Source organism: Deltaproteobacteria bacterium (assembly GCA_023382265.1).
Lineage (GTDB): Bacteria > JAMCPX01 > JAMCPX01 > JAMCPX01 > JAMCPX01 > JAMCPX01.
Window position 1 is genome coordinate 39,090 of the sequence record JAMCPX010000022.1, and the last position, 25,475, is coordinate 64,564.

General features: G+C 38.3%; 24 protein-coding genes. 13 read left to right on the top strand and 11 right to left on the bottom strand.

Annotation, left to right across the window (positions count from 1 at the left end; genetic code table 11):
- Window positions 1-17: 17 nt before the first annotated feature.
- The 3 genes from bamA to M1381_04415 are packed head-to-tail and all read right to left on the bottom strand — an operon-like array spanning window position 18 to window position 6,953.
- Window positions 18-2,840 carry an outer membrane protein assembly factor BamA gene (bamA, locus tag M1381_04405; GenBank protein MCL4478327.1) on the bottom strand — a complete coding sequence of 941 codons (2,823 nt, stop codon included), beginning with the start codon at window positions 2,838-2,840 and terminating at the stop codon, window positions 18-20.
- Complete coding sequence (locus M1381_04410; GenBank protein ID MCL4478328.1) at window positions 2,840-6,796, bottom strand: translocation/assembly module TamB domain-containing protein; 3,957 nt, start codon at window positions 6,794-6,796, stop codon at window positions 2,840-2,842. The genes bamA and M1381_04410 overlap by 1 nt, the downstream gene beginning before the upstream one ends.
- Window positions 6,774-6,953, bottom strand: coding sequence for a DNA gyrase inhibitor YacG (locus M1381_04415; protein MCL4478329.1), 180 nt, complete (start codon window positions 6,951-6,953; stop codon window positions 6,774-6,776). The genes M1381_04410 and M1381_04415 overlap by 23 nt, the downstream gene beginning before the upstream one ends.
- A 280-nt stretch (window positions 6,954-7,233) precedes the next feature.
- Here M1381_04415 and M1381_04420 point away from each other — a divergent pair, with 280 nt between their 5' ends.
- From M1381_04420 to M1381_04435, 4 genes are read left to right on the top strand one after another with little or no spacing between them, the layout of a single operon-like run.
- Window positions 7,234-7,428, top strand: a complete 195-nt coding sequence (locus M1381_04420; GenBank protein ID MCL4478330.1) for a hypothetical protein — start codon at window positions 7,234-7,236, stop codon at window positions 7,426-7,428.
- Window positions 7,429-7,453: 25 nt separating this feature from the next.
- Window positions 7,454-8,380 carry a M23 family metallopeptidase gene (locus tag M1381_04425; GenBank protein ID MCL4478331.1) on the top strand — a complete coding sequence of 309 codons (927 nt, stop codon included), beginning with the start codon at window positions 7,454-7,456 and terminating at the stop codon, window positions 8,378-8,380.
- Between the two features lie 9 nt (window positions 8,381-8,389).
- Window positions 8,390-8,986 carry an RlmE family RNA methyltransferase gene (locus M1381_04430; protein ID MCL4478332.1) on the top strand — a complete coding sequence of 199 codons (597 nt, stop codon included), beginning with the start codon at window positions 8,390-8,392 and terminating at the stop codon, window positions 8,984-8,986.
- Window positions 8,979-9,710 (top strand): alpha/beta fold hydrolase, encoded by a 732-nt coding sequence (locus tag M1381_04435; protein MCL4478333.1) that lies wholly within the window; start codon window positions 8,979-8,981, stop codon window positions 9,708-9,710. The genes M1381_04430 and M1381_04435 overlap by 8 nt, the downstream gene beginning before the upstream one ends.
- On the opposite strand, the gene purB is transcribed toward M1381_04435, so the two are convergent.
- The 3 genes from purB to fba are packed head-to-tail and all read right to left on the bottom strand — an operon-like array spanning window position 9,711 to window position 13,384.
- A complete protein-coding gene (gene purB, locus M1381_04440) occupies window positions 9,711-11,006 on the bottom strand; it encodes an adenylosuccinate lyase (GenBank protein MCL4478334.1) in 1,296 nt (431 codons plus the stop codon).
- Window positions 11,007-11,027: 21 nt separating this feature from the next.
- Window positions 11,028-12,458, bottom strand: coding sequence for a pyruvate kinase (gene pyk, locus M1381_04445; GenBank protein MCL4478335.1), 1,431 nt, complete (start codon window positions 12,456-12,458; stop codon window positions 11,028-11,030).
- A 2-nt stretch (window positions 12,459-12,460) separates the two neighbouring features.
- Window positions 12,461-13,384: a class II fructose-1,6-bisphosphate aldolase gene (gene fba, locus M1381_04450; protein MCL4478336.1), complete on the bottom strand. Its 924-nt coding sequence runs from the start codon at window positions 13,382-13,384 to the stop codon at window positions 12,461-12,463.
- A 222-nt stretch (window positions 13,385-13,606) separates the two neighbouring features.
- On the opposite strand from fba, the gene mnmA reads away from it, so the two are divergent.
- From mnmA to M1381_04480, 6 genes are all read left to right on the top strand, one after another.
- The gene (mnmA, locus tag M1381_04455) at window positions 13,607-14,680 is read left to right on the top strand and encodes a tRNA 2-thiouridine(34) synthase MnmA (GenBank protein ID MCL4478337.1); all 1,074 of its coding nucleotides are present in this window, start codon (window positions 13,607-13,609) and stop codon (window positions 14,678-14,680) included.
- Complete coding sequence (locus tag M1381_04460) at window positions 14,662-15,168, top strand: rhodanese-like domain-containing protein (GenBank protein MCL4478338.1); 507 nt, start codon at window positions 14,662-14,664, stop codon at window positions 15,166-15,168. The genes mnmA and M1381_04460 overlap by 19 nt, the downstream gene beginning before the upstream one ends.
- A 1-nt stretch (window position 15,169) precedes the next feature.
- A complete protein-coding gene (locus tag M1381_04465) occupies window positions 15,170-15,652 on the top strand; it encodes a DoxX family membrane protein (GenBank protein MCL4478339.1) in 483 nt (160 codons plus the stop codon).
- Complete coding sequence (locus M1381_04470; GenBank protein MCL4478340.1) at window positions 15,653-16,072, top strand: hypothetical protein; 420 nt, start codon at window positions 15,653-15,655, stop codon at window positions 16,070-16,072. It abuts the gene before it with no gap.
- A gap of 87 nt (window positions 16,073-16,159) precedes the next feature.
- Window positions 16,160-16,816 (top strand): cell division ATP-binding protein FtsE, encoded by a 657-nt coding sequence (gene ftsE / locus M1381_04475; GenBank protein ID MCL4478341.1) that lies wholly within the window; start codon window positions 16,160-16,162, stop codon window positions 16,814-16,816.
- 15 nt (window positions 16,817-16,831) lie between these two features.
- Complete coding sequence (locus tag M1381_04480; protein ID MCL4478342.1) at window positions 16,832-17,731, top strand: ABC transporter permease; 900 nt, start codon at window positions 16,832-16,834, stop codon at window positions 17,729-17,731.
- 91 nt (window positions 17,732-17,822) lie between these two features.
- Here the strand turns inward: M1381_04480 and M1381_04485 are convergent, their stop codons facing one another.
- The 5 genes from M1381_04485 to M1381_04505 form a co-directional block, all read right to left on the bottom strand.
- On the bottom strand, window positions 17,823-19,280 hold the full coding sequence (locus tag M1381_04485; GenBank protein ID MCL4478343.1) for a hypothetical protein: 1,458 nt from the start codon (window positions 19,278-19,280) through the stop codon (window positions 17,823-17,825).
- Window positions 19,281-19,498: 218 nt separating this feature from the next.
- Entirely contained in the window at window positions 19,499-19,969 is a 471-nt protein-coding gene (locus M1381_04490; GenBank protein MCL4478344.1) for a peroxiredoxin, read from the bottom strand.
- Between the two features lie 105 nt (window positions 19,970-20,074).
- Window positions 20,075-20,986: a glycosyltransferase family 2 protein gene (locus M1381_04495; protein MCL4478345.1), complete on the bottom strand. Its 912-nt coding sequence runs from the start codon at window positions 20,984-20,986 to the stop codon at window positions 20,075-20,077.
- Between the two features lie 31 nt (window positions 20,987-21,017).
- Complete coding sequence (locus M1381_04500) at window positions 21,018-22,811, bottom strand: long-chain fatty acid--CoA ligase (GenBank protein ID MCL4478346.1); 1,794 nt, start codon at window positions 22,809-22,811, stop codon at window positions 21,018-21,020.
- Window positions 22,812-22,876: 65 nt separating this feature from the next.
- Window positions 22,877-23,545 carry a Crp/Fnr family transcriptional regulator gene (locus M1381_04505; GenBank protein ID MCL4478347.1) on the bottom strand — a complete coding sequence of 223 codons (669 nt, stop codon included), beginning with the start codon at window positions 23,543-23,545 and terminating at the stop codon, window positions 22,877-22,879.
- A 730-nt stretch (window positions 23,546-24,275) separates the two neighbouring features.
- On the opposite strand from M1381_04505, the gene M1381_04510 reads away from it, so the two are divergent.
- The 3 genes from M1381_04510 to M1381_04520 form a co-directional block, all read left to right on the top strand.
- The gene (locus M1381_04510) at window positions 24,276-24,512 is read left to right on the top strand and encodes a DUF2249 domain-containing protein (protein MCL4478348.1); all 237 of its coding nucleotides are present in this window, start codon (window positions 24,276-24,278) and stop codon (window positions 24,510-24,512) included.
- Window positions 24,513-24,635: 123 nt separating this feature from the next.
- The gene (nuoB, locus tag M1381_04515) at window positions 24,636-25,169 is read left to right on the top strand and encodes an NADH-quinone oxidoreductase subunit NuoB (GenBank protein MCL4478349.1); all 534 of its coding nucleotides are present in this window, start codon (window positions 24,636-24,638) and stop codon (window positions 25,167-25,169) included.
- Between the two features lie 5 nt (window positions 25,170-25,174).
- Window positions 25,175-25,475: hypothetical protein (locus M1381_04520; GenBank protein MCL4478350.1), on the top strand; the 301-nt coding region annotated here is incomplete at its 3' end.

A 25,475-nucleotide genomic window follows, 5' to 3' on the forward strand; every position in this document is an offset into this window, starting at 1 on the left:
CTAAAGTATTCTTCACGCTACAAGATTGTACCTATGTAGAAGTCCCATGCCGTAAGAGCCTCTCCCGTCCTTCTATCGAGCTTGAAGCCTATATCAATATTAAGAGCGCCAGCCGGTGTAACATACCTTAAACCAACACCAGCGGTTTTTCTTATATCATGCATACCCTTCAGAACGAATGTTGACTGTGATGACCACACATTACCGCCGTCTGTAAATATAACCCCATCAAAATTCCATATCATTTTTATGCGAAGCTCTGTTTGATAATTCAGCATAATATCTCCTCCAAGGGGTACGTTTCCCGGTCCTATGGGACCTACAGAGTCCTCTGTAAATCCCCTTAAAGTTGAACCGCCGCCGAGATAGAACCTTTTTTCTATAGGTAAATCAAGCGTTGTCCCGAGAGGCCATGCATAACCACCTCTTAATGATATAACCCATACCAGATCTTTGTTTAAGGGTATGTACTTGGTAGTTGCAGAATACAATTTTAGATACTCTTCCTGAGAATAAAACCAGTTTTTTGCCCAATCAAGTCTGAAGATTTCCAAAAATCCATTTGTAGGGTTAAATGGATTATTGCGCTCGTCGATAAAGATCAGCGGAGATATAATGCCAAGCTGGGTCATCTCCACATCGGCAGGGGTGAGGACGGCAGCGGGGTTAACATTAAGAGGCTCCCTTAATTCAAACTCATATTGCAGGGACAATTTTATTCTGGAATCAATGTTTTTATCAACACCCATAATTGCACCCAGCGTTTTTAAACTGTACCCGACCCACAAATTTCTTATGTAAGAATCAATCAGGTTAACCCTGCCCGTCAAATGAGTTCTGAATAAATAATTTTCTTTATACCCAAGTTCTAAATCCCTCTGATTGGTTATATAGTTGCTATGATTGAACATAGGTTTAAACGAATAAATCTGAGGCTGCACACCTCCACCGACATGAAGATCAATTGATCTTGCCGTGCCCATTATATTATTGTCATAAATATCTGCAGTACCCCTATAGCCTACTGCAGTACTATAACCGGCAGAGAATTCTATACCATGCTTTTTTCGTTCTTTTAAAATCACTTCTATATCTACGGTGTTACCTGATCCATTTTCTGCTGACAGGGGTTTTATTTCCACCCTGTCAAAATATCCGGTTCTTAAAAGATTAATTCTGCTCTGCACAACCTCATCGGGAATAAAATATGACCCGCTCTTTAAAATGAGATTCTCCATTATAACCCATGTAGCTGTTTGCCTATTCCCAACTATAATAATCCTTCCTATGTGAATTCTTTTACCTTCTTTTATTGTAAATGAAATATCTGCAAGATGTTTATTTATCAAATAATTATAATCTACGGAGGCATTTATGTAGCCTTTCGAAAAGTATAATCGTTCTATAGCCCTTTTGACATTCTGCAATTCCCACATATCAAATGCACTATTTGGTTTTATTTTATTTAAGATATTTAAAACTGCTGCATTCATAGCTTCGGATAAGCCACTCATACTTATACTTTTAACAAGGGTTTGTTTGCCCTCATCTATGAAGATATTTACATTAATCCATTCTTTCCTTTTATCCATAAAATCTATTTTGATATCCTTTATATTTGCATCAAGAAATCCGTCCATCTTGTATAGATAAACAATGGCTTTTAAGTCTTCATCAAATCTCTGGGGCGATAAAATTCCATTATATTGATAATCATAGATATAAGCGTACAATCTCCATGGAGATGTTAACATCTGGGCTTTTAAAGCAGAGCTTGATTCATGTTTGTTGCCGTGGAAAAAAATACCCGCGATGTATATCTTTTTACCTTCATGAATATTATAAATCACATGAATATCTTTTCCCCTTATAATGTGATAATTGACTTTTGCATAAAAAAATCCTCTGTCTTTGTATGCGATTTCTATTTTTGTTTTATAAAGCTCAAAATTGAGAAAACCTGCCGACTTTTTAATTCCCATAACATCCAAAAGCTCATTATTGCTAATATTTTTATTACCCTTAAATTCAAACAAAAATTTCTTTCCGGTATTCACATAAATACTTATGTATGCATTATCGAGATTCTCTGAATATATTATTTTGAGTTTTGATATATAAACCTGCCAGTAGCCAAGAGAATAATAGTAGCTATCAAGTAATGCAGGTATGCTGTCTATTTTATTTTTTACGATAGGCTCGCCCCTCTTTATTCCCATCTCATCCATAAGAGCAGCTTTTGTTATGAGCGGATTCCCGAACACCTCTATTTTATTTATGATTGTAGGCTGTCCCTCATCTATATTTACAACGATATTACCGCCGCTGTATGAGGTTTTTTTGAATTTTGCAGTTACCTCTGCCCGTGTATATCCATTATCATAATAGAACTTCTTTATTCTTTCTTTTAATTTATCCAAAATACCCGTGTAAAAAACAGTACCTCTTTGGATATATACTGCGTGTTCGAGTTCTGCATTATTAAATGCATGGACTCCCTTAAATTCGATCTTCTCCACTCCTACGATAGGCTCACACCTATATATAATTGCGATAGTATTATCTGCTGTAATATTAATCATCATTTCAACATCCGAGCATTGAGACGTTGAGTATATCAGCTTTATTGTGTTATCTGCGTCGCTAAGGTTAAAGGGCGTACCTATCTTTGTTTTTATAAATGCCTTTATACCTTCCATTTTCACGTCGGGGGGAAGCTTAAGCTCAACATTGGATATCATCATACCATTGTATGAACCGATATATTGATCTGCAGGTGCACTTGCAGATAAAGAGATCAGGATCAATATGATAAATATGATATATCTAAGGACGGCCATCAGAATTGTAATTTATATTTTAGATCTCCGCCAATATTCCCCACGTTATTATTTGTATTGGATTGTTGTATGACCGACATTTCATTATCCCAATCACCCGTCAGATATAATCTTTTACTCAGCCTGTATTCGGACTGAAAACGTTGAAAATTATATCCGTTAAGATCATAAGAATAATTGACCACGAAGTTATTGGTTATCCTCTTAGAAACAGTAACCTTTAGGCTCGTCGATGAAAGACCTCTCGGGTAATACGGTTCGATCTGAAGATTATCAATCCAAAAGTATTTCTTTACATTATTCAGATTTGTGCTGCCCATAAATTCGGAAAACATATCCTTTGCAAGCTTGCTTCCTACAGCAGCCCCAAGCTCATAAGCCGCTACAGAGCTGACTCCGCTTTTAGCAAGATCAAATGTAGTTACACCGTACGTAAGTAAACTTATAATATCCGTCTCATCAAGGTTTGGGGGATTTGACGTGAGTATTATATTAAGCTTGCCAAGTTCACCAGAAACGTTCAGGTAAATCATATAATCAGTGTATTCATTATTAACCATATATTGATTTTCCATAGAAGCACGCACTTCTACAAACGGGTTTCCGGGATGCTCCCGCGTGTACGTAAGAAGAATATTATCTATATTAAATGTAGATGACCTATATACAATTTGCCCGCTATTTGATGTTATATTGCCCAGAATAACAGGGTCATCTATATCTCCAATAACCTTTAAATCCATACTTAATACGCTGTTCACTAAATTATTATCAACAACTATGCTGTCATTCGCGTATATGCTTACATCCAAATGTAAAGGATTAAGCTTTTTATTTTCTATACTTTTTACTTCATACTTTCTGTGTTGAAATTTTAACAGCTCATCCTCCCAGTTAATGTAATCCGTATATGATGCATTAATAATGTCTACGTTACCCTGAAGTACGGGCTGCTTATAATTACCTTTCAAACCGAGTGAAGCGTTAAAATGCACAGGGATGGTATTGTTATAAACATAGTTCATACCTTTAATCATTAAAGAGAGGTCAAAGACTTCCGGCAGGATCCCCTTAGTAATTATTTTCCCGCTGCCAGACATAGAGCCTCCATTGATTATGCCGGTGAGTTCATTTATAGTAATACTATTATTACGGATAAAAACCGATGTTCTTAAAGATGAAATAGCAACAGGGTATTGTGAAAGCGTTATAGCTCCGTTGAGTTCTGAATTACCGTTTATCATGGTATGCCCAGCTTTACCCTCTATTCTGGCATCAAGTTTAAATCTACCGCTTGAACCTGCAACCATATTTGTAAACAATGGCAAATAGTTTAAATTGATATCTGCATCAACGAGTGTATCGATATTGCCGTTAAAATTAACAAAACCTTTTAGCTGTAAAAAACTACTCTTCCCTTTTATTAAAAAATTCCTGAAGTATAAATCATTGTTAGCCACATCCACAAATACCGGTCCCCCATTCTTGAGAACAGCAAAATGATTACCCAACGTGAGATTCGTTAAGTACACATACCCGACAATAGAATCCGGCACATCTTTTAACTTTCCCACAAACCATGCCTTACCGGTAATACCGTTCGCTATATCATTTTTTGAGAAAAGTTTTATAAATGGAGACATGCTGAAATTGTTAAATTTTGAGGCCAGCTCAAATTCATACCCATTACCTATCCTGAGACTTGCATCACCATACAGAGAATCACCGAATAACCTCGCCCGGATAAAAAGCTCATCATTCTTTAGGTTCAACTCGATTCTTGAGTCGGATAATAACTTATCTCGATAATAGGAATCCAGTACTTTTACAGATAAGTCTGCTTTTGGCTTTGTCAGCTTCCCGTACACATTGCCTGTAAAAGAAAGCAATGCTTTTACCGGTAGTTGTGATTTATTGACGAGATCAATCTCTTTAATGAAAAATTTGTTTGAATCAAAATCAAGGTTCACCTCATTGCTTTCTGATAGTGTGCCCCTTACATTTATTTCGCCCCTACCCTTCTTAAATATGCACCTATCGAATTTTACAATACCGTTGTTCATGCTTATTTTAACAACGCCTTTATCAAAGGACTGCCATTGCACGGATGGCTGAGAAAAATAAAGATCGGTATAGCCGTTCATCTTTTTTACTGGCCCGTCAATCATTATTGTCCCCGTGGCATAACCACCCGCTGTAAGCTTTTTATCAATATTGTACGCGATATCAGCCATCGAAAGATGTTTGAGTATAGCCACAAGATGGAGCCTTACCCCTTTTGTAAAACTTATACCTCCATTAACATAAGCTTTTGTATCCCCGCGGTTTATCCGGATTGCTTCGAGAGCTAAGACGTTTTTACTGAATCTTATCCCGCCTTTTGTATGCCCCATGTGTATACCCTCCATACCATAATGCGAAAAATCGGTTAAGCCGTATATGACAATATCTGTAAATGGACCTGCTATATAGCCGTGCACGGCTCCTATACCTGTATACGGTATAGAGGCTATTGGGCTGACATCGATCATATCAACGTGGGATGAATTAAATTCAAGAAACATTGCACCTGTAAAATAAAGAGCCGTGTTAGTGTAAACGATAGAGTGATCCGTTTTTGCAGATGTCTGATAGAGGTACGCATACCGGTCATTTATAATAAATCTGGAATCAACGAGAGCCGGCTTCACCGTTAAGATCTTCATCTTTTTACTCGCAAGAAAATAATCATTGTAGACAGAAAATCTTTTAAATTCAGTGCGGGTTGTTCCTGAAAAATAAATAGGATTAAAACTGCCTTTTACATTCACCTTTCCTGTTAAGGATGCATCAACATAAGGTGTTGGAACTCCCAATGACTTGAGGAGTTTACCGAAACTTACATTATCAAGGCTGAGCACGAACTTAGAAGGTATTTTGTTATCGAACATATTAATTGACCCGTCGAATTTTACCATACCGCCCGCAATATCTATGTCGGCATTTTTTATATGGAGTTTATGTGCCTTCAGGGTATAATTGATTTTTCCTGTACCACCCTGAATATTACCTATTTTAAGGTTTTCAAAAACAATGTACCCATAAGCGTCGGGGTTAAAAACACTTCCCCTTATCCTGCTGTCAATGTCAATGCCGCCTTGAATATCCGGGAATGAAATCGGGAATATTCTTCTTGCAGCATTGAGCTGAGCAACATCGGGGAAAGACGCTTTAACGTGCATAGTAAGATATGGATTCACATAATTATTTAGAAAACCACTTACCACAATGTTCCCGGAATTATCTTTTATTCTGAATCGGTTAATCATCATACCGGTTCTGTCCACCCTGCCGTCAAATGACACCCCAGCTATTGTTAGTGCACCTCTGTTATTCGATAAATAAATATCCTTCAAATCTATTACCCCGCTGCCGTTCTCGTTGTGTATATCCGTATAAATGTTCATTGAAGTGTTTTTTATATTGATCAATGCTTTGTAGGATGGAATACTGAATGATAAGTTTGCGTTACTTACAATAATGTGATCAACCGTAAACGGCAAATTCTTTATACTCTCCTCAAAATTCGACTTTCGCCTTTTTGCTGCAAACAAATTATTTCCAACATTCAATACGGCAAATGCATGTACGTCTTGCAAGTCTAAAAACTTAATTCTTGGCTTTTCTTTAAGAATACTTGGAGGCTCAAATACCAATTTCACCCGTCCTATGCTTACGTTATAGCTGCTTCCTTTTTTTATATTAAGCGCTGAAAGTATGATCGTAGATTTAAATAAATATGTATGAATATTGCCTATAGAAACACTAATACCGGTTTTGTTATATACGTACTTTTCTAACTTTCTTTCGAGTTTACGCTCTATAATACCGGTACCAAAAACAATGCCTATAACAAGCAATAGAAGTACTATGATACCATAGAATATGTATACTTTAGTTTTTCTTTCTTTTATCATGTTTTACTATCTCATCATGTGCATCTGCTCCTATGCGGTATTCTTCATTTAACCATTTACCCAGATCTATGAGTTTGCATCTTTTAGAGCAGAATGGTCTATAAGGATTGTTGGTCCATTCCACTTCTTTACCGCATGTAGGGCAGCACACTTTCATCATAACTATTGTATACCAATAAAAGAAAAATATTTAAAGAGATTAATTAAATCTTCACCCGTTGAGGAGATTAGACAATGAAACAATATTTTTATTCTTAACGATTACAGGCATTGCGTTTGTATTCGCAGGATTAGGGGATCCGGTTCTTTAAACAAAGCTGGGACTCAGGGGAATTTTCCAAGGGTAGGTGGCTCCCCGCACAATAGAAGTATAGCATGTAGATGCAATTAATGAATTACCAAAATTAAAATAAAAAGAAGAAGGGAGGCATAAGGATATGAAGAATAAAATAGCCTTAGAACTCATGTCTGCTATATTGTTCGTGGCAGTCTGCTCCGGAAGCAAAAGAACGGTTGTACAGGGTGCATCGCCTGTAGTCCAGAGCTTATCTGTTCAAGTGCTCTCGTCTGTACCGGGCGGGACACATCATAAGAGAATTGTTGACACAACAACGTTATTTATGCTGTATTGATAGTTAATTCAAAAAAAGGACCGTTATGAATAAGAAAAAAAGAATTACTGTTTTAGTTATTCCGGATGGGACTGAAAAGACAAAGCGGTTTTCAATAAGTATTGGTATTATTAAGGCGGTTGTTCTGGTAATCGGTATTATCGGTATATCCTTTTTAACTTTAATTTACAGTGTATTCGATCAACAATATCGGTCGCACGAGTTGTTTAAAACGAAGAAATTGGTAGTAGAACAGAATAATCAGATCATGAACTTTTCAAACAAGATACAGGATTTACAATCAAGGCTCGAATCCTTGCAGCAGTTGGATATGAAGATCAGGATCCTTGCGAACATAGAGAATCCAAGAACAAACAATAATACAACGTACAGCATGGGAGGTCCAACGCTTGACATGGGAGGCTATTCAATACCATCTTCCGATGTAAATAAGGGTATGCTCGTAAAAAAAATGAATATGGATATGAATGAGCTGCTTTCAAAAACAGGTATAGAGGAACAAAGCCTGCATCAGATATATGAGGGCATACTTGATAAAAAAGACATTTTACTTGCAACGCCTTCTATCTGGCCGGCAAGGGGATGGATTACATCTCCATTTGGAATGCGTATCGATCCATTTACAGGTAAAAGGGCTCTTCATGAGGGTATCGACATTGCAACACAAACAGGTAATCCGGTTATTGCACCCGCAAACGGTATTGTAACGCATGCAGGACCCGACGATGGGTTTGGGAACGCTGTAATTATTGATCACGGTTATGGGGTAACCACACTTTATGGTCATCTCAGCAGAGTTGACGTAAAAGTAGGACAGATAGTAAAAAGGGGCCAGTTAATTGGCAATATAGGAGATACGGGCATGTCAACTGGGCCGCATCTGCACTATCAAGTAATGATAAACGGCGTACCTGTAAATCCAATGCGATATCTGATCGGCTCAAGCCAATAATTTTTTTGCATGTATGTAAGAAAAGACAGCTATTACAGGCTTGCAAAGCAAAAAGGCTACAGATCAAGAGCCTCTTTTAAGCTGCAGCAGCTTAACAATTCTTATAAGATCATAAACAAAAACGATCTTGTGCTTGATATCGGTGCCTCACCAGGCGGATGGATGCAGGTCATACTTGAACTCATAGGTGCAAAAGGGGTTGTAGTTGGTATTGATCTGCTTGATGTACAACCGCTAAACCATAAAAATTCGTTCTTTTTGAAAGGCGATATTCTTGAACCGGGAATCAGGGAAAAGGCACTTTCAAAAATAGCCAATAAAAAATTCGATGCTATAGTATCGGATCTGTCCGTTAATCTTTCAGGAAATACCGATACTGATATCTATAGGAATTTTTCGCTGGTAAAAAATATCATCGGATTTTTAAACGAACTTTTAAAATCAAACGGGAACTTTCTCATAAAATTGTTTTACAGTACAGAGCTAAAACCTTATTTAAAAGAGATAGAGCACCTCTTCAAATCGGTTTATATTACAAAACCGGACGCATCCCGCAACTCGTCTTCAGAACTATACATGATCGGCAAAGGATTTAAAATTGAGTGAAAAGATCCTTCTTATGCACGGGCTTTCGGGTACCCCCGACGATATGGTTTATTTAGCAGAAAGGCTTAAAAAACCGGGTTATGATATAATAAACATAACACTTCCCGGACACGCTAAAAATCCGGAGGCATTATTGCCGGTAACCATGGAGGATTGGATAAATGCCGTTTTCGAGCAGATCATGCGCATTGATGACGGAGTATGCCTTATAGGTCAATCTATGGGTGCTTTAATAGCCGTACATGCGGCTTATATCTTTAAAGACAGGATAAAAAGCATAATCCTCCTTGCGCCTGCTATAAAACTTTACGGCATCTTCAACAGGATATTTATGCATGCTCTCTATGTATATGGAAGTCTGTTCCATATACCCGAATTATATTACAGTAAGAAAAACGGCAGCGACATAGCAGATAACCATGTAAAGACCGCTTACAATGGCTATAAAAAGATACCCTTAAAAGCATTGTTTGAATTTGAAAGATTAAGAAGGCTTGCATATAAGGAACTGAAACACATCACCTGCCCCATCCTTACAATATACTCGCAGCAGGATCATACGATATCTAAAGATGCGGGCATTACAATTATTAAACTTGCGGATTCCGAGATAAAAAGCTCTATTGTTCTCAGAAGACCTTATCATGTCATATCAATCGATCTTGATAAAGAACAGGCTGCTGATAACATACTGCATTTTTTGGATTATAAGAGCAAATCATAGTTACCCTCCAAACACCTGTTTATAAATATGATCAATGTGTTTTAAATGACTTTCTATCCCAAGCATTTGTTCTATGTCTGAATGTTTTAGAAGTCTCGACACATTTTCATCTGTTGAGAGCACCTCTACAAAATCCTTTCCACTATCAAATGCACTAAAAGCACATCTTTGAACCATTGCATAAGCGTCTTCTCTTGAAAGTCCTTTATCAATAAGCGCAAGCATGATCTTTTCAGAATCATACAAGCCTTTTGTCATATCAAGATTTGCCCGCATCCTGTCCTCATGCACAACAAGATTATCAACAAGCCATGTAACCCTTGCAAGCATAAAATCAATAAGTATGGTTGCATCTGGAGCTATAACCCGTTCTACAGAAGAATGGCTTATATCACGTTCATGCCACAATGGTACGTCTTCAAGTGCAGCAATAAGGTATGACCTTACCACCCTTGAAAGTCCTGTAATATTTTCAGAAAGTATCGGGTTTCGCTTATGAGGCATAGCGGATGAGCCTTTCTGTCCTTCCGTAAAATATTCTTCCGCTTCTCTAACTTCTGTCCGCTGAAGATGTCTGACCTCTATTGCTATCCGCTCCATGCTTGCTGCGAGTATGGCAAGCGCTGAAAAGTATTCTGCATGTCTGTCCCTTGCAATCACCTGCGTTGATACGGGATCAACATTTAATCCAAGCTTATCGCATGCATAAGCCTCTATAAAGGGATCAAGATTCCCGTAGGTGCCGACAGCACCTTTTATTTTACCATACCTTACATTTTCTATTGCCCTTTCGAATCTTATTCTATTCCGTTTCATTTCCTCGTACCATGATACAAACTTCAAACCAAACACTATGGGCTCTGCATGAATACCATGCGTCCTTCCAATCATGGGTAATGATCTGTACTTGTACGCCTTTTCCTTCAATACCGCTAATAGATTATCAATATCGTTAAGAATCAGTTTACCCGCATTGATAAGCTGAATTGCAAATGCCGTATCAAGCACGTCCGACGACGTAAGCCCTATGTGTATGTACTTGGCATCCTCCCCCACCCTCTCTTTCACAGCAGTTAAAAATGCTATTACATCATGCTTTACAACAAGCTCTATTTCATCCACCTTTCTTGTATCAAAACCTGCCTTTGCCTTTATCTTTTCAAAAGATGACTGCGGGATTTTTTTTGTTTTTGCGTATGCTTCACACACGGCAAGCTCAACATCCAGCCATGCCTTATATTTAGCATCATTAGTCCACATATCACTGCATTCTTTTCTACTGTACCTTTTAATCATACACGTTTCCCTTTCCTGTATTTATATTTTCTTTTTTATCTTTAACACCTCTACCATGTTCGTAGAACCGGGCTCCGAGTTTGTTGAAGATGCCACAAAAACGATACTATCATTATTTTTTACAAGCCGCCTTCTTGTAAGATATCTTATCGCATCTTTAATAAGTAAAGTGGAATTCTGTTTTAATTTCATCTGCATTGAATAAACACCCCACCATAAACTTGCGCGATTTACAATCAAAGATGAAGGCGTAAACGTGATTATTCTTGATTTTGGCCTGAGTCTCGAGATCCTTATCGCACTTGCACCTGTCCTTGAAAATACCACAATAACGGGGCTTTCAAGCTTATCCGCCATACTACATGCTGCAACGCTAACCGCATCATATATATTATTAACGGCACTGTTATCAGAGCCCTGATCAAGCCATTCTTTGTACGGAAGAACCTGCGCGGTTCTGGTCAATACGTCATCCATTATCCGGACAGATTCCTGTGCATATTTTCCGATCGCTGTCTCCGCTGACAGCATAACAGCATCGCTACCTTGATAAACCGCTTCTGCAACATCGCTAACCTCTGCCCTTGTTGGCAACGGGTTTTCTATCATACTTTCAAGCATCTGTGTTGCTGTAATAACCGGCTTTCCATACATCCTGCTTAATGACACGATCCTGCGCTGGGCAATAGGTACATCGGCCAAAGGTATCTCGACCCCCAAATCTCCGCGCGCTACCATTACCCCATCGGACGCCTTAATAATCTCTTCAAGGTTTGTCAATGCCTCGTGCTTTTCAATCTTCGCTACTATAAATATATCTTTATACCCGTAATCTTTTGTTTTTTTTCTTATTAGTCCAATGTCATTTGCACTCCTTACAAATGATACCGCCACCATATCTATCCCGTGACTTAATCCGAATTTTAAAGATTTTAAATCCTCTCTCGTTACCGACGGCGTGTTAAGAATAACTCCCGGGACATTTATTCCTTTACCGGAACTGAGCGGCCCTCCATGTTCTACTCTGCATTGCACCTGGATACCTGTCACACCCGTTACACTTAATCTAATAGCACCATCATTTAAAAATATCTTATTACCCTTTTTTACATCTCTTGATAGACCGCTGTATGTTATATTGATAATATGATTTGAGATGTCTGCCTTTTCCGGAGAGAGAATAATAAATTCTCTGTCTTTTAACACCACACCTTTACCGATATCACCTACCCTGATCTTCGGTCCCGGTAGGTCCTGCAGTATTGCTATGTGTTTACCCGTATCGGTGGAAACGGTTCGTATATTCTTTATCCATTTCTTAAAAGTGGCGTAACTCCCATGCGAGAAATTCAACCTCGCCACATCCATACCCGATTTGGCAAGCCCTGTAATCGCATGCATATCTCCTGAAGCAGGTCCTATTGTACACACAATTTTTGTCTTTCTTTCCATATCTAACATTTCCCTGATGAGCCAAAAACTCCTATTCTGTTAAGCACCATATCTTTTACTGCTTGCCTCCCAGCACCAAGGATCTCTCTGAGATCAAAAACCCCGGGATGCGTATTAAGTTCTTTTCTAATAGCCGTTGTAAAGGATAATCTGAGATCGGTATCCGTGTTTATCTTGGATATACCTCTTCTTATTGCCTGGCTCATGATATCATCGGGTACACCCTTTGCACCCTGAATCATTGCACCGTATCGGTTAGCCTCTTCTATAATATGCTGCGGAACGCTCGAAGCGCCATGTAATACAAGCGGGATGTCAAGAAGTCTTGCTACGGTTTCAAGCCTGTTCAGATCAAGCTTTGGCTCTCCCTTGAACTTAAATGCACCGTGCGATGTACCGATTGCAGTCGCGAGTGCATCAACACCCGTTTCGTTTACGAATTTCAGTGCCTGTTCCGGAACAACAAGGCTTGAGTCTGCCTCATCTACATTTAATCTATCCTCTATGCCTCTCAGCCTTCCGAGTTCCGCCTCAACAGAAACACCAACAGTATGTGAGATCGTTACAACCTCTTTTGTCAAGACAATATTCTCTTCAAAAGGCTTATCCGACGCATCTATCATTACAGAGGTATATCCGTGCCTTATTGCCGTCATTATGGTATTAAGGGATTTCCCGTGATCAAGATGAAGCGCAACATCTACGTGTGCCTTTTCTGCCGCAGTTATGCCTATAGCAGCAAGATACTCTATGCCTGCATACTCAATAGCCCCTTCCGTTGTTTGAATGATCACCGGAGAATGGGCATCCTCTGCTGCATCAATAATACCCTGAAGCATTTCAAGGTTCACAAAGTTAAATGCACCAACTGCGTAGCCGTTTCCCTTTGCATGTGTTAGAATATGTTTCAGATTAACGAGTGCCATCAGCATCTCCTTTTACGAGTTTTATACAACAAAGGAATAACCGGTTCAAGGATTCTTGTATAACCAAAAAATTACGCTGGAAAGCCGGAGCTAACGGTTACTGGCAAACCTATCATCCGTTTATCAATCCATTTCACATTTCAATACGCTTTTCAATTTTAAACGACACGCACGATTTATACCTTGAAACCTTATTGATTCTGTTGTAAAATATTTTTCGGTATGAAGATAAACAATGAAAAGAGTGTTATTGTAGGAATGAGCGGCGGAGTGGATAGCTCTGTCACCGCACTTTTACTCAAAGAGCAGGGCTATAGGATAAGGGGTGTGGCCCTTAAACTATGGGCTTACAACTCAGAGAACCCATGCTGTTCTTTAAAAGATCTTCATGATGCAGAGATAATATCAAAACAGCTCGGCATCGAATTTGAGATAATAGATATGCGGGATCAATTTAGAGATAATGTTGTTGATTACTATACAAGAGAACTCGTGTCGGGCAGAACGCCGAATCCATGTATTTTTTGTAATGACAGGCTAAAGTTTGGTTTGCTGCTTGATTACGCATTAAAAAACAACTTTGATTATGTAGCGACTGGCCATTATGCAAGGGTTGAGTATGATGGTGTTAAGTATAAACTTTTGAAAGGTATTGATCTTAACAAGGATCAGTCTTATTTTCTTTTTATGCTTGATCAGAACAGGCTTGCGAAAACATTATTTCCCATCGGCCGGCTTGATAAAACAGGTGTAAGAAAACTGGCGCAAGAATCCGAACTTATAACATGTGCTAAGGATGACAGCCAGGAGCTGTGTTTTTTGCCGTCAGGCGGTATTGATGAGTTTTTAAGTGAATACACAAATATAGAAGTACATAGTGGTGAAATTGTAAACACAAAAGGCTTGACTATGGGTAAACATAGGGGTTTACCATTTTACACAATAGGGCAGAGAAAAGGTATAGGGGTGTATGGCTTAAAGCCTGTTTATGTGGTAGATATAGATGGGAAAGGCAATAAAATAGTGGTTGATGATGAAGTAAAACTTATGAGAGATACTTTTACAGTAAGTGCTGTTAACTGGATAGCCGGAGAAGAACCCTTATTACCATTGCATGCCGATGTCAGGATAAGATACAGGCATAAGGAATCAAGGGCATTGATTGATAAAGATCGAGACAGGCTGATAGTAAAATTTGAAAAACCTCAAAGGGCTATTACACCCGGTCAGGCTGCTGTATTTTATTATGATTCTGAGGTTTTAGGAGGAGGCTGGATATGGGAAGTTCTAAATTAGATTTTAACAATTCATGGAAGACCGTTATTTTTACGACAATAGGTATTTACCTGGCGGCATTTATACTCGGTATAATCCTTCATGCCCAGGGGAGTAACTCCGACGTAAAGCAGATGCTTCCGGAAAGCTATGTACAATCTATCACTTCATTGAAAACGATTTCCATAGAGGATGCGTATAATGATTTTACCGGCAAAAAGGCTGTGTTCATAGATGCGCGTGATAACGCAGAGTACGTTGAAGGACATATAAAGGGTGCGATCAACATACCTTATGATAAATTTGGCGAGTACTACCAAAAAAATGAAGGCATGTTACCCAAGGGCCGGATCTTAATCACATACTGCCACGGGATTGGCTGTGGATTGAGCGTGGATGTTGCAAAGCATCTCATAGCAATGGGATACATAAACGTTTATGTGTTAACCGAGGGTTGGCCAGGATGGGTTAGTGCTAATCTGCCAACATCTGTTGGAAAGGAGCCGTAATATGGAGAGAAGATGTATAATTAATTTTCAAATGTTAAGACCGGTTATTATTTTTGTATTAAGGATATTGCTCGGCGGTATATTTATTATAGCAGCTTATGGCAAGCTTTTGCATCCTCAATCACTGGAGTCGATTGTTGTCAATTATAATATATTGCCGCTCTTTATGGCAAGATACTTTGCGTACGCTCTTCCGTGGGCTGAGCTTTTAGCAGGTATAATGCTCGTCCTTGGTATATTTACAAGAGGTTCTGCCCTGGCTGTCGGCTTATTGTTGGCGGCGTTTATATTTGCTGTTTCTATAAACATATTCAGAGGCGTTTCAATGGATTGCGGCTGCTTTGATATCTTTGGCATGCATGAGAAAATAGGATCTGTTATAATAATAAGGGACATAATATTCTTTGTTGTTTCCGTATTTCTTGTTTATACGAGAGAGTTTATATTCAGTATAGATAACTATCTTAAAAAATATTTCAAATAAATGCTTTTAGGCCACAATCACAACATAGTTCATAAGGGTATAACATTTCATATTCAAACAGAAGATAGCGGCATGGATAATCCGTATATAGTAACCCATCTGTTTATCGGCGGGAATATACTTGCTACCAAAAAGACCAGCTATCAGGACATTATTAAAATTGATGGACTTGAGAAGATCGTTAATGATTTGATGAAAGACCAGCACAAAAAAATGATAATTGAACTCAGGGATGGTGTTTATGATTCTCACGAAATGATCAAATCGCAACTTAATAACAATAAAGCCGCTGCTGCAGAACCGAAACAATCATCCGAAAAAATTCAAAGGGTAGAAGAGAACACAATAAATATTGACGAAACAAAGAATCTCGATGAGGTAATACTGGATTATCTGGTAGAGACGGCAGAAGAAAAATAAGATGGAAGAAGGCTTGCAGGAAACCATCACACTTGATGATAAGCCCGAACAAAAAACAATTGCTTTAAAGATTGATACCTTAAGAAAATGATCCAATTCTTTCACGTTTATAAATATTATTTAAAAGGCAGCGAGGTGCTTGAGGATCTTAATCTGCAGATAGAGAAAGGAGAATTCGTTTTTGTAACTGGTCCAAGCGGTGCCGGGAAAACAACCCTTCTTAAACTCATGTTCTCTGCCGAATTGCCAACAAGAGGGCAGGTCATAATTAACGGCCATAATGTAACGCGTTTAAAAAGAAACTCCATACCATATCTGAGGCGAAATATAGGCGTGGTTTTTCAGGACTTTAAATTACTTTATGACAGGACGGTTTTTGATAATGTTGCGCTTGCACTATCCGTATTAGATGTTAAGAAAAAAGAAATCCGAAAAAAGGTATTGGAGATACTAAAAATGCTTGGGCTGCATCAGAAGATAAATGCTTATCCTATAAGGTTATCAGGCGGTGAACAGCAAAGAATCGCAATAGCAAGAGCTCTTGTCAGTGAACCTGTAATACTGCTTGCGGATGAGCCGACGGGTAATCTTGATCCTGATTTGACAATTGAAACCATAAGGCTTTTTGAAGAAGTAAATGCAAAAGGTACCACCGTAGTAGTTGCAACTCATGATAAAAATCTTATTTCAAAGTACAGGAAGAGGGTGATAACACTTGAGCATGGAAGGATTACGGATAAGTAAAATCATTTTTATAACATGGACAAAATCTTTTATTTTATATCAACCACAATAAAAAGAATAAAGATCAATTTGTATCTCAATATCATAACCGTTGTTACTATAGCTGTAGCTTTACTTATCCTGAATATATTCTTTCTTATATATATAAATGTTCATTCTGTGCTTGGTGAATGGCAGGGTAAGATAAACATTATAGCGTATGTAAAAAACGGGATTAGTGCTGATGAGATAAGGCAAGTAAGTGATAGGTTGAGGGCAATTAGCGGTGTAAAAGGTATAAAGTATTATTCTCAGCAGGAAGCCTTTAGTGAGTTTAAAAAAGAATTAAAAGGTCAATCGGCTATACTGAAGGGAGTGTCTCCCGATATCCTGCCTGCATATTTCGTTATTTCACTGAGAGATAAGGCTATAGCAGAGAATAGAATCGATAATGTTGCATCTTCTATAAAAAGACTTATGGGCATCTCAGACGTCCAGTATGGAAAAGAACTTGCATCAAAACTATCCGGTGTTATTATTCTCATGAAAATGCTCAGTATAGGAATAGGCGGATTTATCATATTTTCTATTCTGATCATTATATCAAATACCATTCGCATATCTATATTTTCAAAAAAAGACGAAATAGGGATATTAAAACTTGTTGGTGCAACGAATCTTTTTATAGAGATACCATTTATTCTTGAAGGCATAGTCCAAATTACATTTGGAACAGGACTTTCTATTCTTTTACTTTATGCCATATATGAATTTTTCATATACAAACTTGAAGGCAGTATGGGAGTATTTTTCACAAATGTAAGCGTGATATTTTTATCAAGAGAAGCCATCATTGCCATATTCATAGGCAGTATACTTCTTGGCATAGCAGGCAGCATAATAACAGCAGGAAAGTTTATACGAAATGCCAATTAACCCAACGATGCAATAGGGTTGCAGTAACGGGTTTTAAACCATCTTCTGCTTCTCAACACTGAGATCCTCCTGATACACTTCCGGAATTAATCTATTTTTTAGAAATAAATTGCGATAGTATTGCGTTAAGGTGTTTCAAGTCCGGAGGAATATTTTTCAGTTCTGCTCTATTTTCTATATGGCCAAGTGTGGTCTCAAGATATATCTTGAGATTATGCATTGTTTTACGAAGTTCTGAAAGCTTAAATTTATTTAAAAGATCTTCATCCCTGAACATGCTTAGTCTATCAAAAAAGCCCTCAAACCCTTCATGATCACTGTATCTTACGAGTGAAAACCCTATGTCCTGAAAATAATAAATATAATCCCTTACAATATTAAAAAGTTCTTCCATGGAATAGCTGCCCATAGAACCATTCTCGTTTGTATTCTGCTCAAAAAACTCTACTACACTCTTAAAAAGCCATATATCCTCTCTCAGTCTAAGGGATTGCTCAACTTTTGAAATAAAATCAGGGAATATCTCTTTCCCTTTTATATAAGGATCAAAGCTCTGGGCAAGCAGTATTATTGATTGCTGTATAAAGTTGCTTAGTATGCCTTTTGCTGAATCAACAACTACTTTTAATTTTGTAAGATTGCCTATCTCAACAGAATCCTTCAATATCTGGTCAAAAACCTTCCTCAATTCTATACTCAGCTGAAAAGCAAGAGAATCTATTGTGGATACAGTTTTTTCGCGGTATTTAACTTCCGTTTTATATTTAAGAAATTCTTCTTCAAGGAATTTCGTAAGCGTCTTCGCTTCTGAATTTACAAGTGTAAATATGAGTATTGAAGTTTTCAGTTCTTCAAAATCTTCCGATTCGTTTTTTATGTATCTCATAAATCTTAGTAATCTGAACAAAGATAAAAATACAACAGAGAGTTTTAGCCTGAGATTATCATCTGCAATCTGACTTACAATACCTCTTATATTATGATCATGAATTTTATCGTATCTATCAAAGAATGGCTCGAAAGGGATCGGGCTAAAATATTTATTAACCGATATCTCCCTGCTGGTTATCTGACCAAGATTCATATAAAGGCTGAACGGTACCTTCTTATTTTGTGATGCGGATTCGTAAATATTGGCAAGGTTTAAGAATGTTATATAAAGTAAATAAAGGCTATCTCTTGGCGATGACTGTGTAAGATACAGTTCTATTACTTTATCCCTTGCATGATCGGCAAGAAGACGATTCTCTATGTAGCTTTGAAAATAAAAGGCACTTGATGATTCGTCTATTATAAAAAATCTTATGATTGAAACGATCCTTTTAGCTATAAAGGTTAATATCTTTAATTCATTATGAAAATTTTTTCCGATTGCCTGTTCTTTATGAGATATTGGTAAATTATTTATATTGAAAAATCTTTCTGTGCCTTTAAGCAGCATCTCAAGCTCAAACAAAAGTCTATCCTTTCCATCTATACTTAGAGATTCAAGCCATTGATTACGTTCAATGGTAAGGGCTTTTTTCATTACATAATCTGTTTTATTCATAATTTTCGTCTTTTGGATAAATATATAGCTGCCATTATTATTTATTTTCCCCTGGTTTTTATCTTCATAGCAGATATTTGTGTAACAGTATATTCAATTCAGTAAATCAGAAAAGATCAATCCGCATAAAAGAAATCGTTTAAACCCATCTCTTTCTTAAAATACATGTTGCCCCCGGTAGCTTGCCGAAAGGTAATTAACTCTGAAAATTCTTGATACTATTTTTTACCTTCAAGCACCCCGATTATCTCTTTTATATCAGGTAATTCGTTTATAGGGTAAACCTTTAAAAAAACGATCTTACCATTTTCATCAACAATGATATTTGCTCTTTCGGAAAAACCGTTAGCTTCCCTGAAAATCCCGTATTTTCTTGCAACCTCACCATGCCGCCAGAAATCGGCAAGCAATGCTGTATTCTTTATATCCAGTTCCTTTGCCCATGCTTTTTTCGAGGGAGATGTATCTATGCTCAAACCGAGTGCTACCGTATTTATTTTTTCAAATGTCTTCACATTGTCCTCAAGAGACTTCATCTGTTTAGCGCATACTCCGGTCCATGCAAGTGGATGGAACGATAAAAGAACCTTTTTACCCTTAAAATCCGAAAGACTTACATCTTTATCATTCTGATCCTTGAGTTTAAAATCCGGTGCGTTATCCCCTACTTTTAGTCTTTCCTCTGCCATATTGATATCCTCCTTTCTATAAGTTGAATTTACTCAGTGTGTTGGCATTTTTCAATATTGACTCGAAAAATAAAGTTTCAGGCAGGAGCTGAGGACTGCCTGATGTTATGCCTTAAACTGAGCGATAATCGCCTCTTTGAAGTTTGAAAACCAGTAAGAGAGGAACTGATCATCCGTTCTTATAAAACCAAGCTTATGAGCGGCATACCTTAAGGATAAACCTGCTATATTAAGTAACCTTATGATCATTGACTGTGTCTTGCCAAGATACTGATTGCAGAAGACATAATAGTTTTTATACATAAGTATGTATCGCTCCGATATGAACGTAGATTTACTTTTATTGAAATGGTGTTTAACCGATGCTTTCGGGGTATAGATGATCTCATACCCGGCTTGTTTAATTCTATAGCACCATTCCATATCTTCACCGAACATAAAGTATGTATTATCAAAACCTCTTGTCTTCTCATATATCTCTTTTCTTATAATCATACACGCACCCATTACCCAATCGACGTTTGACTGTTGGCCATAATCAAAATACCGCCCGGCTAAAACACGAGACTTCATTGCTTGCGGCAGAAATAAACCTATACCGGTAGCAGACAAAAAAGCATATCCAATGTTCGGGAACCTGCTAACGGATGCTTGCGTACTTCCATCCGTGTTTACAAGCCGGCAGCCGGCAAGTCCATAATTTTTATTTGAATTAACCAATTCTACTGCATTTTTCAGGCTATCATCAAACAGTTCAGCATCACTATTTATAAGTACAAACACATCGCCGTTTGCGATTTCCATTGCTTGATTGTTTGCTCTTCCGAACCCAACATTATCATTGTTGATTATGATCCTTGTATCGGGGAAGTCTTTTTTGACCATACCACTGCTTCCATCCTTGGATGCATTATCCACAACAATGACCTCAGCATCTGCGAAGTACTGCTTTATAGAACTCAAAAGCCCTTTAAGCATATCCGTTGTATTATAATTGACAATGATAAAGGAGATCATATTTATTCATTGGAGATATTTATACTGGGACTCACTCTTTATACATTTTCTCAATAAACTCTTTATATTTTTCATTAACAATCTTTCTGCGCACCTTTAATGTCGGAGTCAGTTCATCCGTCTCCTGAGAAAAATCTTTTGGGAGGAGGGTAAACTTTTTTATGCCTTCATACCTTGCAAGTTCATTGTTCACCTTTTCAACAAATTCGGATATTACTTGATTTATTTTTGGGTGTCTTGAAAGTGCTTCAGTGTTTGTTTCATTTATACCGTTTTCCTTTGCAAACTTTATAACATTCTCGCTGTTGAGTGTTAACAGGGCAGTGAGGTATGCCCTTTTATCCCCTATAACGACTACCTGACTGATCATCGGGTTGGCTTTAAGCATGCTCTCTATATTTGAGGGGGAAACATTTTTGCCCCCAGATGTTATAATAAGATCCTTTTTCCTATCGGTTACCTTAACATGGCCGTCTTTATCTATCTCTCCGATATCGCCGGAATAAAGCCATACATCTTTTAGGGTCTCTAAAGTTGATTCAGGATTTTTATAGTATCCCATAAATACATTACCGCCCTTAACAAGAATTTCACCATCTGGCGCAATTTTTACGGATACTCCGGGTACGGCGGGGCCTGTTGTATCAAACTTTATGTGTCCATGCTCGTGTATTGATGTCGGTCCCGTTACTTCTGTTTGTCCATAAACGACGCATAGTGGAATATTTATTGAATGGAAAAACCTTAAAATCTCGGAAGGCACAGGAGCTCCTCCTGCAATAAGCAGCCTTCCCCTCGAGAAACCTAGCTCGTGTTTCAGCTTTTTATAAACGAGAATGTCTGCTATGTTCCTTTTTAGTTTTAAACCGGCAGATGGCGCGGTTCCTTTTTCTATATGAGCAACCCACTGATTTCCTGTCCTTATTGCAAAATCTACAATCTTTTTCTTAGTCCCTGTGGTATGTGATAACGCTACTTTTATACCAGCATAAAATTTCTCCATTACCCTTGGGACGGCAAACATTACATGCGGCTGGATAACTTTAATATCATTTGCAAACTTATCAATGCTCTCGGGTATGCCGACCGTACCATTGGTGTACATGAACATGTAGTAGATCCCGATCCTTTCAGCGATATGAGAAAGAGGCAGATAGCTCATATACATATCGGTATCGGAATAATCATTTGCCTTTGTAAGTGCGTCACATGTCCACACGATATTATTGTGTGAGAGCATAGCGCCTTTTGGAGGTCCTGTTGTGCCAGATGTATAAACAATAGTTGCAAGCGATTCCGGATTTATTTCCCGGGTCCTCTTTTCCACAACCCCACTCTGAGTTTCCCTGGCTTCTTTTCCAATGGCCTCGAGTTTATCAAGGCTAATAATCAATGGATCATTAACATCTTGAGGCATCTCCCAGACTATGATCTTTTTTATGTTTGGGATTGAAGCTCTTATGGATATTAACTTGTCCAACTGTATTTTATTTTCCACAAAAATGAATACCGCCTCACTATGAACTGTTATGTATTCAACCTGTTTGGACGTGTTGGTATGATATACGGGTACGGATACCGCGCCGTTGCTCAGTATTGCCAGATCGGAGTAGAACCATTCGGGTCTGTTTGTCCCAATTAAAGCTACTCTATCCTGAGCTTTAATACCAAGACCGAGCAAACCGTAAGCTACATTTGTAACATGCTCGTTGTATTCTTTCCATGTGACGTTTTGCCATTTGCCTTTGTTGTTCCACATAATAGCAACCTTATCAGGATGTTCACTTACCCTCCCATTAAAAACATTTACAATTGATGTTTCCATACCTCCTCCTATAATCAGAATACTATAGTATATCTAAATATTTTTCAATATCTCATGGATTATACTTAATGATTACTGTACAGGTTTTTTAAGGCTTCCGCGTTTATTATATCAATGATGCCGCGTTCTGTTTTTATGTAACCCTTATCCTCTATCTGTCTTACAATCCTTATTGTTGTTTCAACTGTGGTACCGCACATCTCTGCGATATCCTGTCTTTTTATTTTTAATGTATGACTACCTGTAGCTTCGTATAGTTTTAGAAGTGTTATGATAATCCTTTTATCAACATGCTCTGTTGCTATGTTCTTTACGGTATCAAGCAAATCCCTGAGTTTTCTTCCAAGGTCGGAAATGATATCAAGAGTAATCTGCGGCTCATTATTAAGCAGTTCTATCAGCTTGTATCTTTCAAGAACGAATGCCTTTGTATCAACCATTGCAACGGCTGAGGCAGGGTAGGGTTTATTGTCGAATACGGCAACCTCTCCGAATATCTGTCCATTATCAATAATGCGTACGATAACATCTTTGCCTTCGGGTGAATGTTTAACAACCTTTATTCTACCTTCAATGATCAGTCCCATTGCTTTCGGACTTTCACCTTCGTTGAATATACACTCGTCCTTTACGTAAGATTTCTTGATACCTATTTTGCCGACCTTCTCAAGCAGTACATCCGAGACAGTGTAGAAGAATGGAAATTTTTTAAGTATAGGTACTACGTTATCCATTTTATTATATTTTTTTGTACTTTTCCATTAACAAAAGAGCCTTTGAAAGGCTTTCCGTTTATTGAGGCACAAGAACAGCACCACCTTTTAAGATAAATTCAATACAGATTCTTTGTGCCTTAAACGCAGGGCCTAAAAGATAAATCGTTTCTGTGAGTACAGGTTCTGTCGTAATCAATTTATCCTTTAAATTTTTCCAGTGCCATCCTCAATATATCCGGGCAATTAAGATGCAATCTTTTTGCAAGGTTCGTGATATTCTTTTCAAGACCATCATGGAGTCTTACTGTTAACTGCGATTGCATAGTGCCTGCCTCCTTATCTTCTTTTATTAAGTGTAACACAATGCAGTACATTGTCAAACAGTACCTATTCAAATTATCGTAAAACATACTGGGTTCACAGTGTTGTAATTCTTAGATCTATCTATGATAGTGGGACCATGGAGGTTTGGTTTTAAGGACGCACCTGCTTTGCCAAAGTAAAACAGGCTGACCGACAATTGTCATTCTGAAGCATAGCTGAAGAAGCTCGATTTGTAACTCATTAAAAAGATTAGATCCTTCTTTTCGTTCCATTAGATAAAGCTGCTAATTTTGAATTGTCTGGCAGGCTCTTAAGAGGAATAACACCGAAGTTCGAGTTTCTGTAACCCAGTCTTCTATGATCCGCGTCATACACCTCTTTAATCTTTTACTATAAAAATATATTTAAAATTATGGAGGTGATTATGAGCGAACAAGTTTTTGAACTGGATATAAGACAGCTTCCGCCTGCTTCACGGCATGTAAAAATATTCGAATTATGGGACCAATTGGGACCCGGACAATCAATCCTGCTTATCAACGATCATGACCCAAAACCGCTTTATTACCAGTTTGAGACAGAGTTTACCGGGAAGTTTGCATGGCAGTACGAGCAGGAAGGACCTGAAGACTGGGTTGTGACGATAAGTAAACTCCATTAGAACAGGCAGAGCTTTCAATCGGGCCAAAAACGCCCTCTCAATCCTGTATTGTATGCTTTTTTTGAATATATTCCGGTTATTTTCTTGACGCGTTGAAGAAGTTTGTGCTTATGATTTTCACACATGATAAATCTTTTTTTGAAAATAGTGAGGACCCCCAAAAATATAATTCCGGTTAATACCGATGATCCCGAACAGGCGGAAATCATTGCCTTCGGCGAAAAAATACAGGACAAGGTAAAGCGATTGTTCAGAGGTTCCCTTTCCATAAGACAGATAGATGCTGGTTCCGACAATGCCTGCGAACAGGAACTCGTCGCCCTTTCCAATGCTTTCTATGATGTTGAACGTTTTGGTATCCATTTTGTAGCCTCCCCGAAACATGCGGATATGCTTATGGTAACCGGCCCAGTAACGAGGAACATGGCAAAAGCGCTGCGGCGGGCGTATGAAGCTACACCCGATCCAAAGATTGTAGTGGCTGTCGGAGACGATGCCATAAACGGCGGCATTTATAGAGGCGCTTATGCGGTGCTGGATGGAGTGGATACCGTAGTGCCGGTGCATTACCAGATTCCCGGAGACCCCCCGTCGCCAAAAACCATTCTCTATCACCTTCTCAAAATTTTCAACACACTGGACAGGAAGCCGTCATAAATACCATGCTCTCCACCATTACATCCCCCATAGGTTTTATTGCCCTGTTGTCGCTGTTTGCCGCAGGTGCGGCCGGTGCTTTGGTGCTGCGAAAACATGACGGACCAGCCAATGCGTGGACCAGCCTGTTTTCGATTGCCGGTTCCTCGTGGGGCATATTCTTTGCACTCTCCGTTTTCATCACCGGGCACGATCTATCCTTTGCCGCCGGAACAGCGATTTTTCCGCTCCTTTCCCTGTCATTTCATATCGACAAGCTGTCCGCCTTTTTCATTTTTGTTGTTTCTTTGATAGCTCTCTTTTCTT

Bases quoted from the DNA above. Each gene is read 5' to 3' on its own strand.
- bamA (MCL4478327.1), bottom strand. From the start codon at position 2,840: ATGGCCGTCCTTAGATATATCATATTTATCATATTGATCCTGATCTCT.
- M1381_04410 (MCL4478328.1), bottom strand. From the start codon at position 6,796: ATGATAAAAGAAAGAAAAACTAAAGTATACATATTCTATGGTATCATA.
- M1381_04415 (MCL4478329.1), bottom strand. From the start codon at position 6,953: ATGAAAGTGTGCTGCCCTACATGCGGTAAAGAAGTGGAATGGACCAAC.
- M1381_04420 (MCL4478330.1), top strand. From the start codon at position 7,234: ATGAAGAATAAAATAGCCTTAGAACTCATGTCTGCTATATTGTTCGTG.
- M1381_04425 (MCL4478331.1), top strand. From the start codon at position 7,454: ATGAATAAGAAAAAAAGAATTACTGTTTTAGTTATTCCGGATGGGACT.
- M1381_04430 (MCL4478332.1), top strand. From the start codon at position 8,390: ATGTATGTAAGAAAAGACAGCTATTACAGGCTTGCAAAGCAAAAAGGC.
- purB (MCL4478334.1), bottom strand. From the start codon at position 11,006: ATGATTAAAAGGTACAGTAGAAAAGAATGCAGTGATATGTGGACTAAT.
- pyk (MCL4478335.1), bottom strand. From the start codon at position 12,458: ATGGAAAGAAAGACAAAAATTGTGTGTACAATAGGACCTGCTTCAGGA.
- fba (MCL4478336.1), bottom strand. From the start codon at position 13,384: ATGGCACTCGTTAATCTGAAACATATTCTAACACATGCAAAGGGAAAC.
- mnmA (MCL4478337.1), top strand. From the start codon at position 13,607: ATGAAGATAAACAATGAAAAGAGTGTTATTGTAGGAATGAGCGGCGGA.
- M1381_04460 (MCL4478338.1), top strand. From the start codon at position 14,662: ATGGGAAGTTCTAAATTAGATTTTAACAATTCATGGAAGACCGTTATT.
- M1381_04465 (MCL4478339.1), top strand. From the start codon at position 15,170: ATGGAGAGAAGATGTATAATTAATTTTCAAATGTTAAGACCGGTTATT.
- M1381_04470 (MCL4478340.1), top strand. From the start codon at position 15,653: ATGCTTTTAGGCCACAATCACAACATAGTTCATAAGGGTATAACATTT.
- ftsE (MCL4478341.1), top strand. From the start codon at position 16,160: ATGATCCAATTCTTTCACGTTTATAAATATTATTTAAAAGGCAGCGAG.
- M1381_04480 (MCL4478342.1), top strand. From the start codon at position 16,832: ATGGACAAAATCTTTTATTTTATATCAACCACAATAAAAAGAATAAAG.
- M1381_04485 (MCL4478343.1), bottom strand. From the start codon at position 19,280: ATGAATAAAACAGATTATGTAATGAAAAAAGCCCTTACCATTGAACGT.
- M1381_04490 (MCL4478344.1), bottom strand. From the start codon at position 19,969: ATGGCAGAGGAAAGACTAAAAGTAGGGGATAACGCACCGGATTTTAAA.
- M1381_04495 (MCL4478345.1), bottom strand. From the start codon at position 20,986: ATGATCTCCTTTATCATTGTCAATTATAATACAACGGATATGCTTAAA.
- M1381_04500 (MCL4478346.1), bottom strand. From the start codon at position 22,811: ATGGAAACATCAATTGTAAATGTTTTTAATGGGAGGGTAAGTGAACAT.
- M1381_04505 (MCL4478347.1), bottom strand. From the start codon at position 23,545: ATGGATAACGTAGTACCTATACTTAAAAAATTTCCATTCTTCTACACT.
- M1381_04510 (MCL4478348.1), top strand. From the start codon at position 24,276: ATGAGCGAACAAGTTTTTGAACTGGATATAAGACAGCTTCCGCCTGCT.
- nuoB (MCL4478349.1), top strand. From the start codon at position 24,636: ATGATAAATCTTTTTTTGAAAATAGTGAGGACCCCCAAAAATATAATT.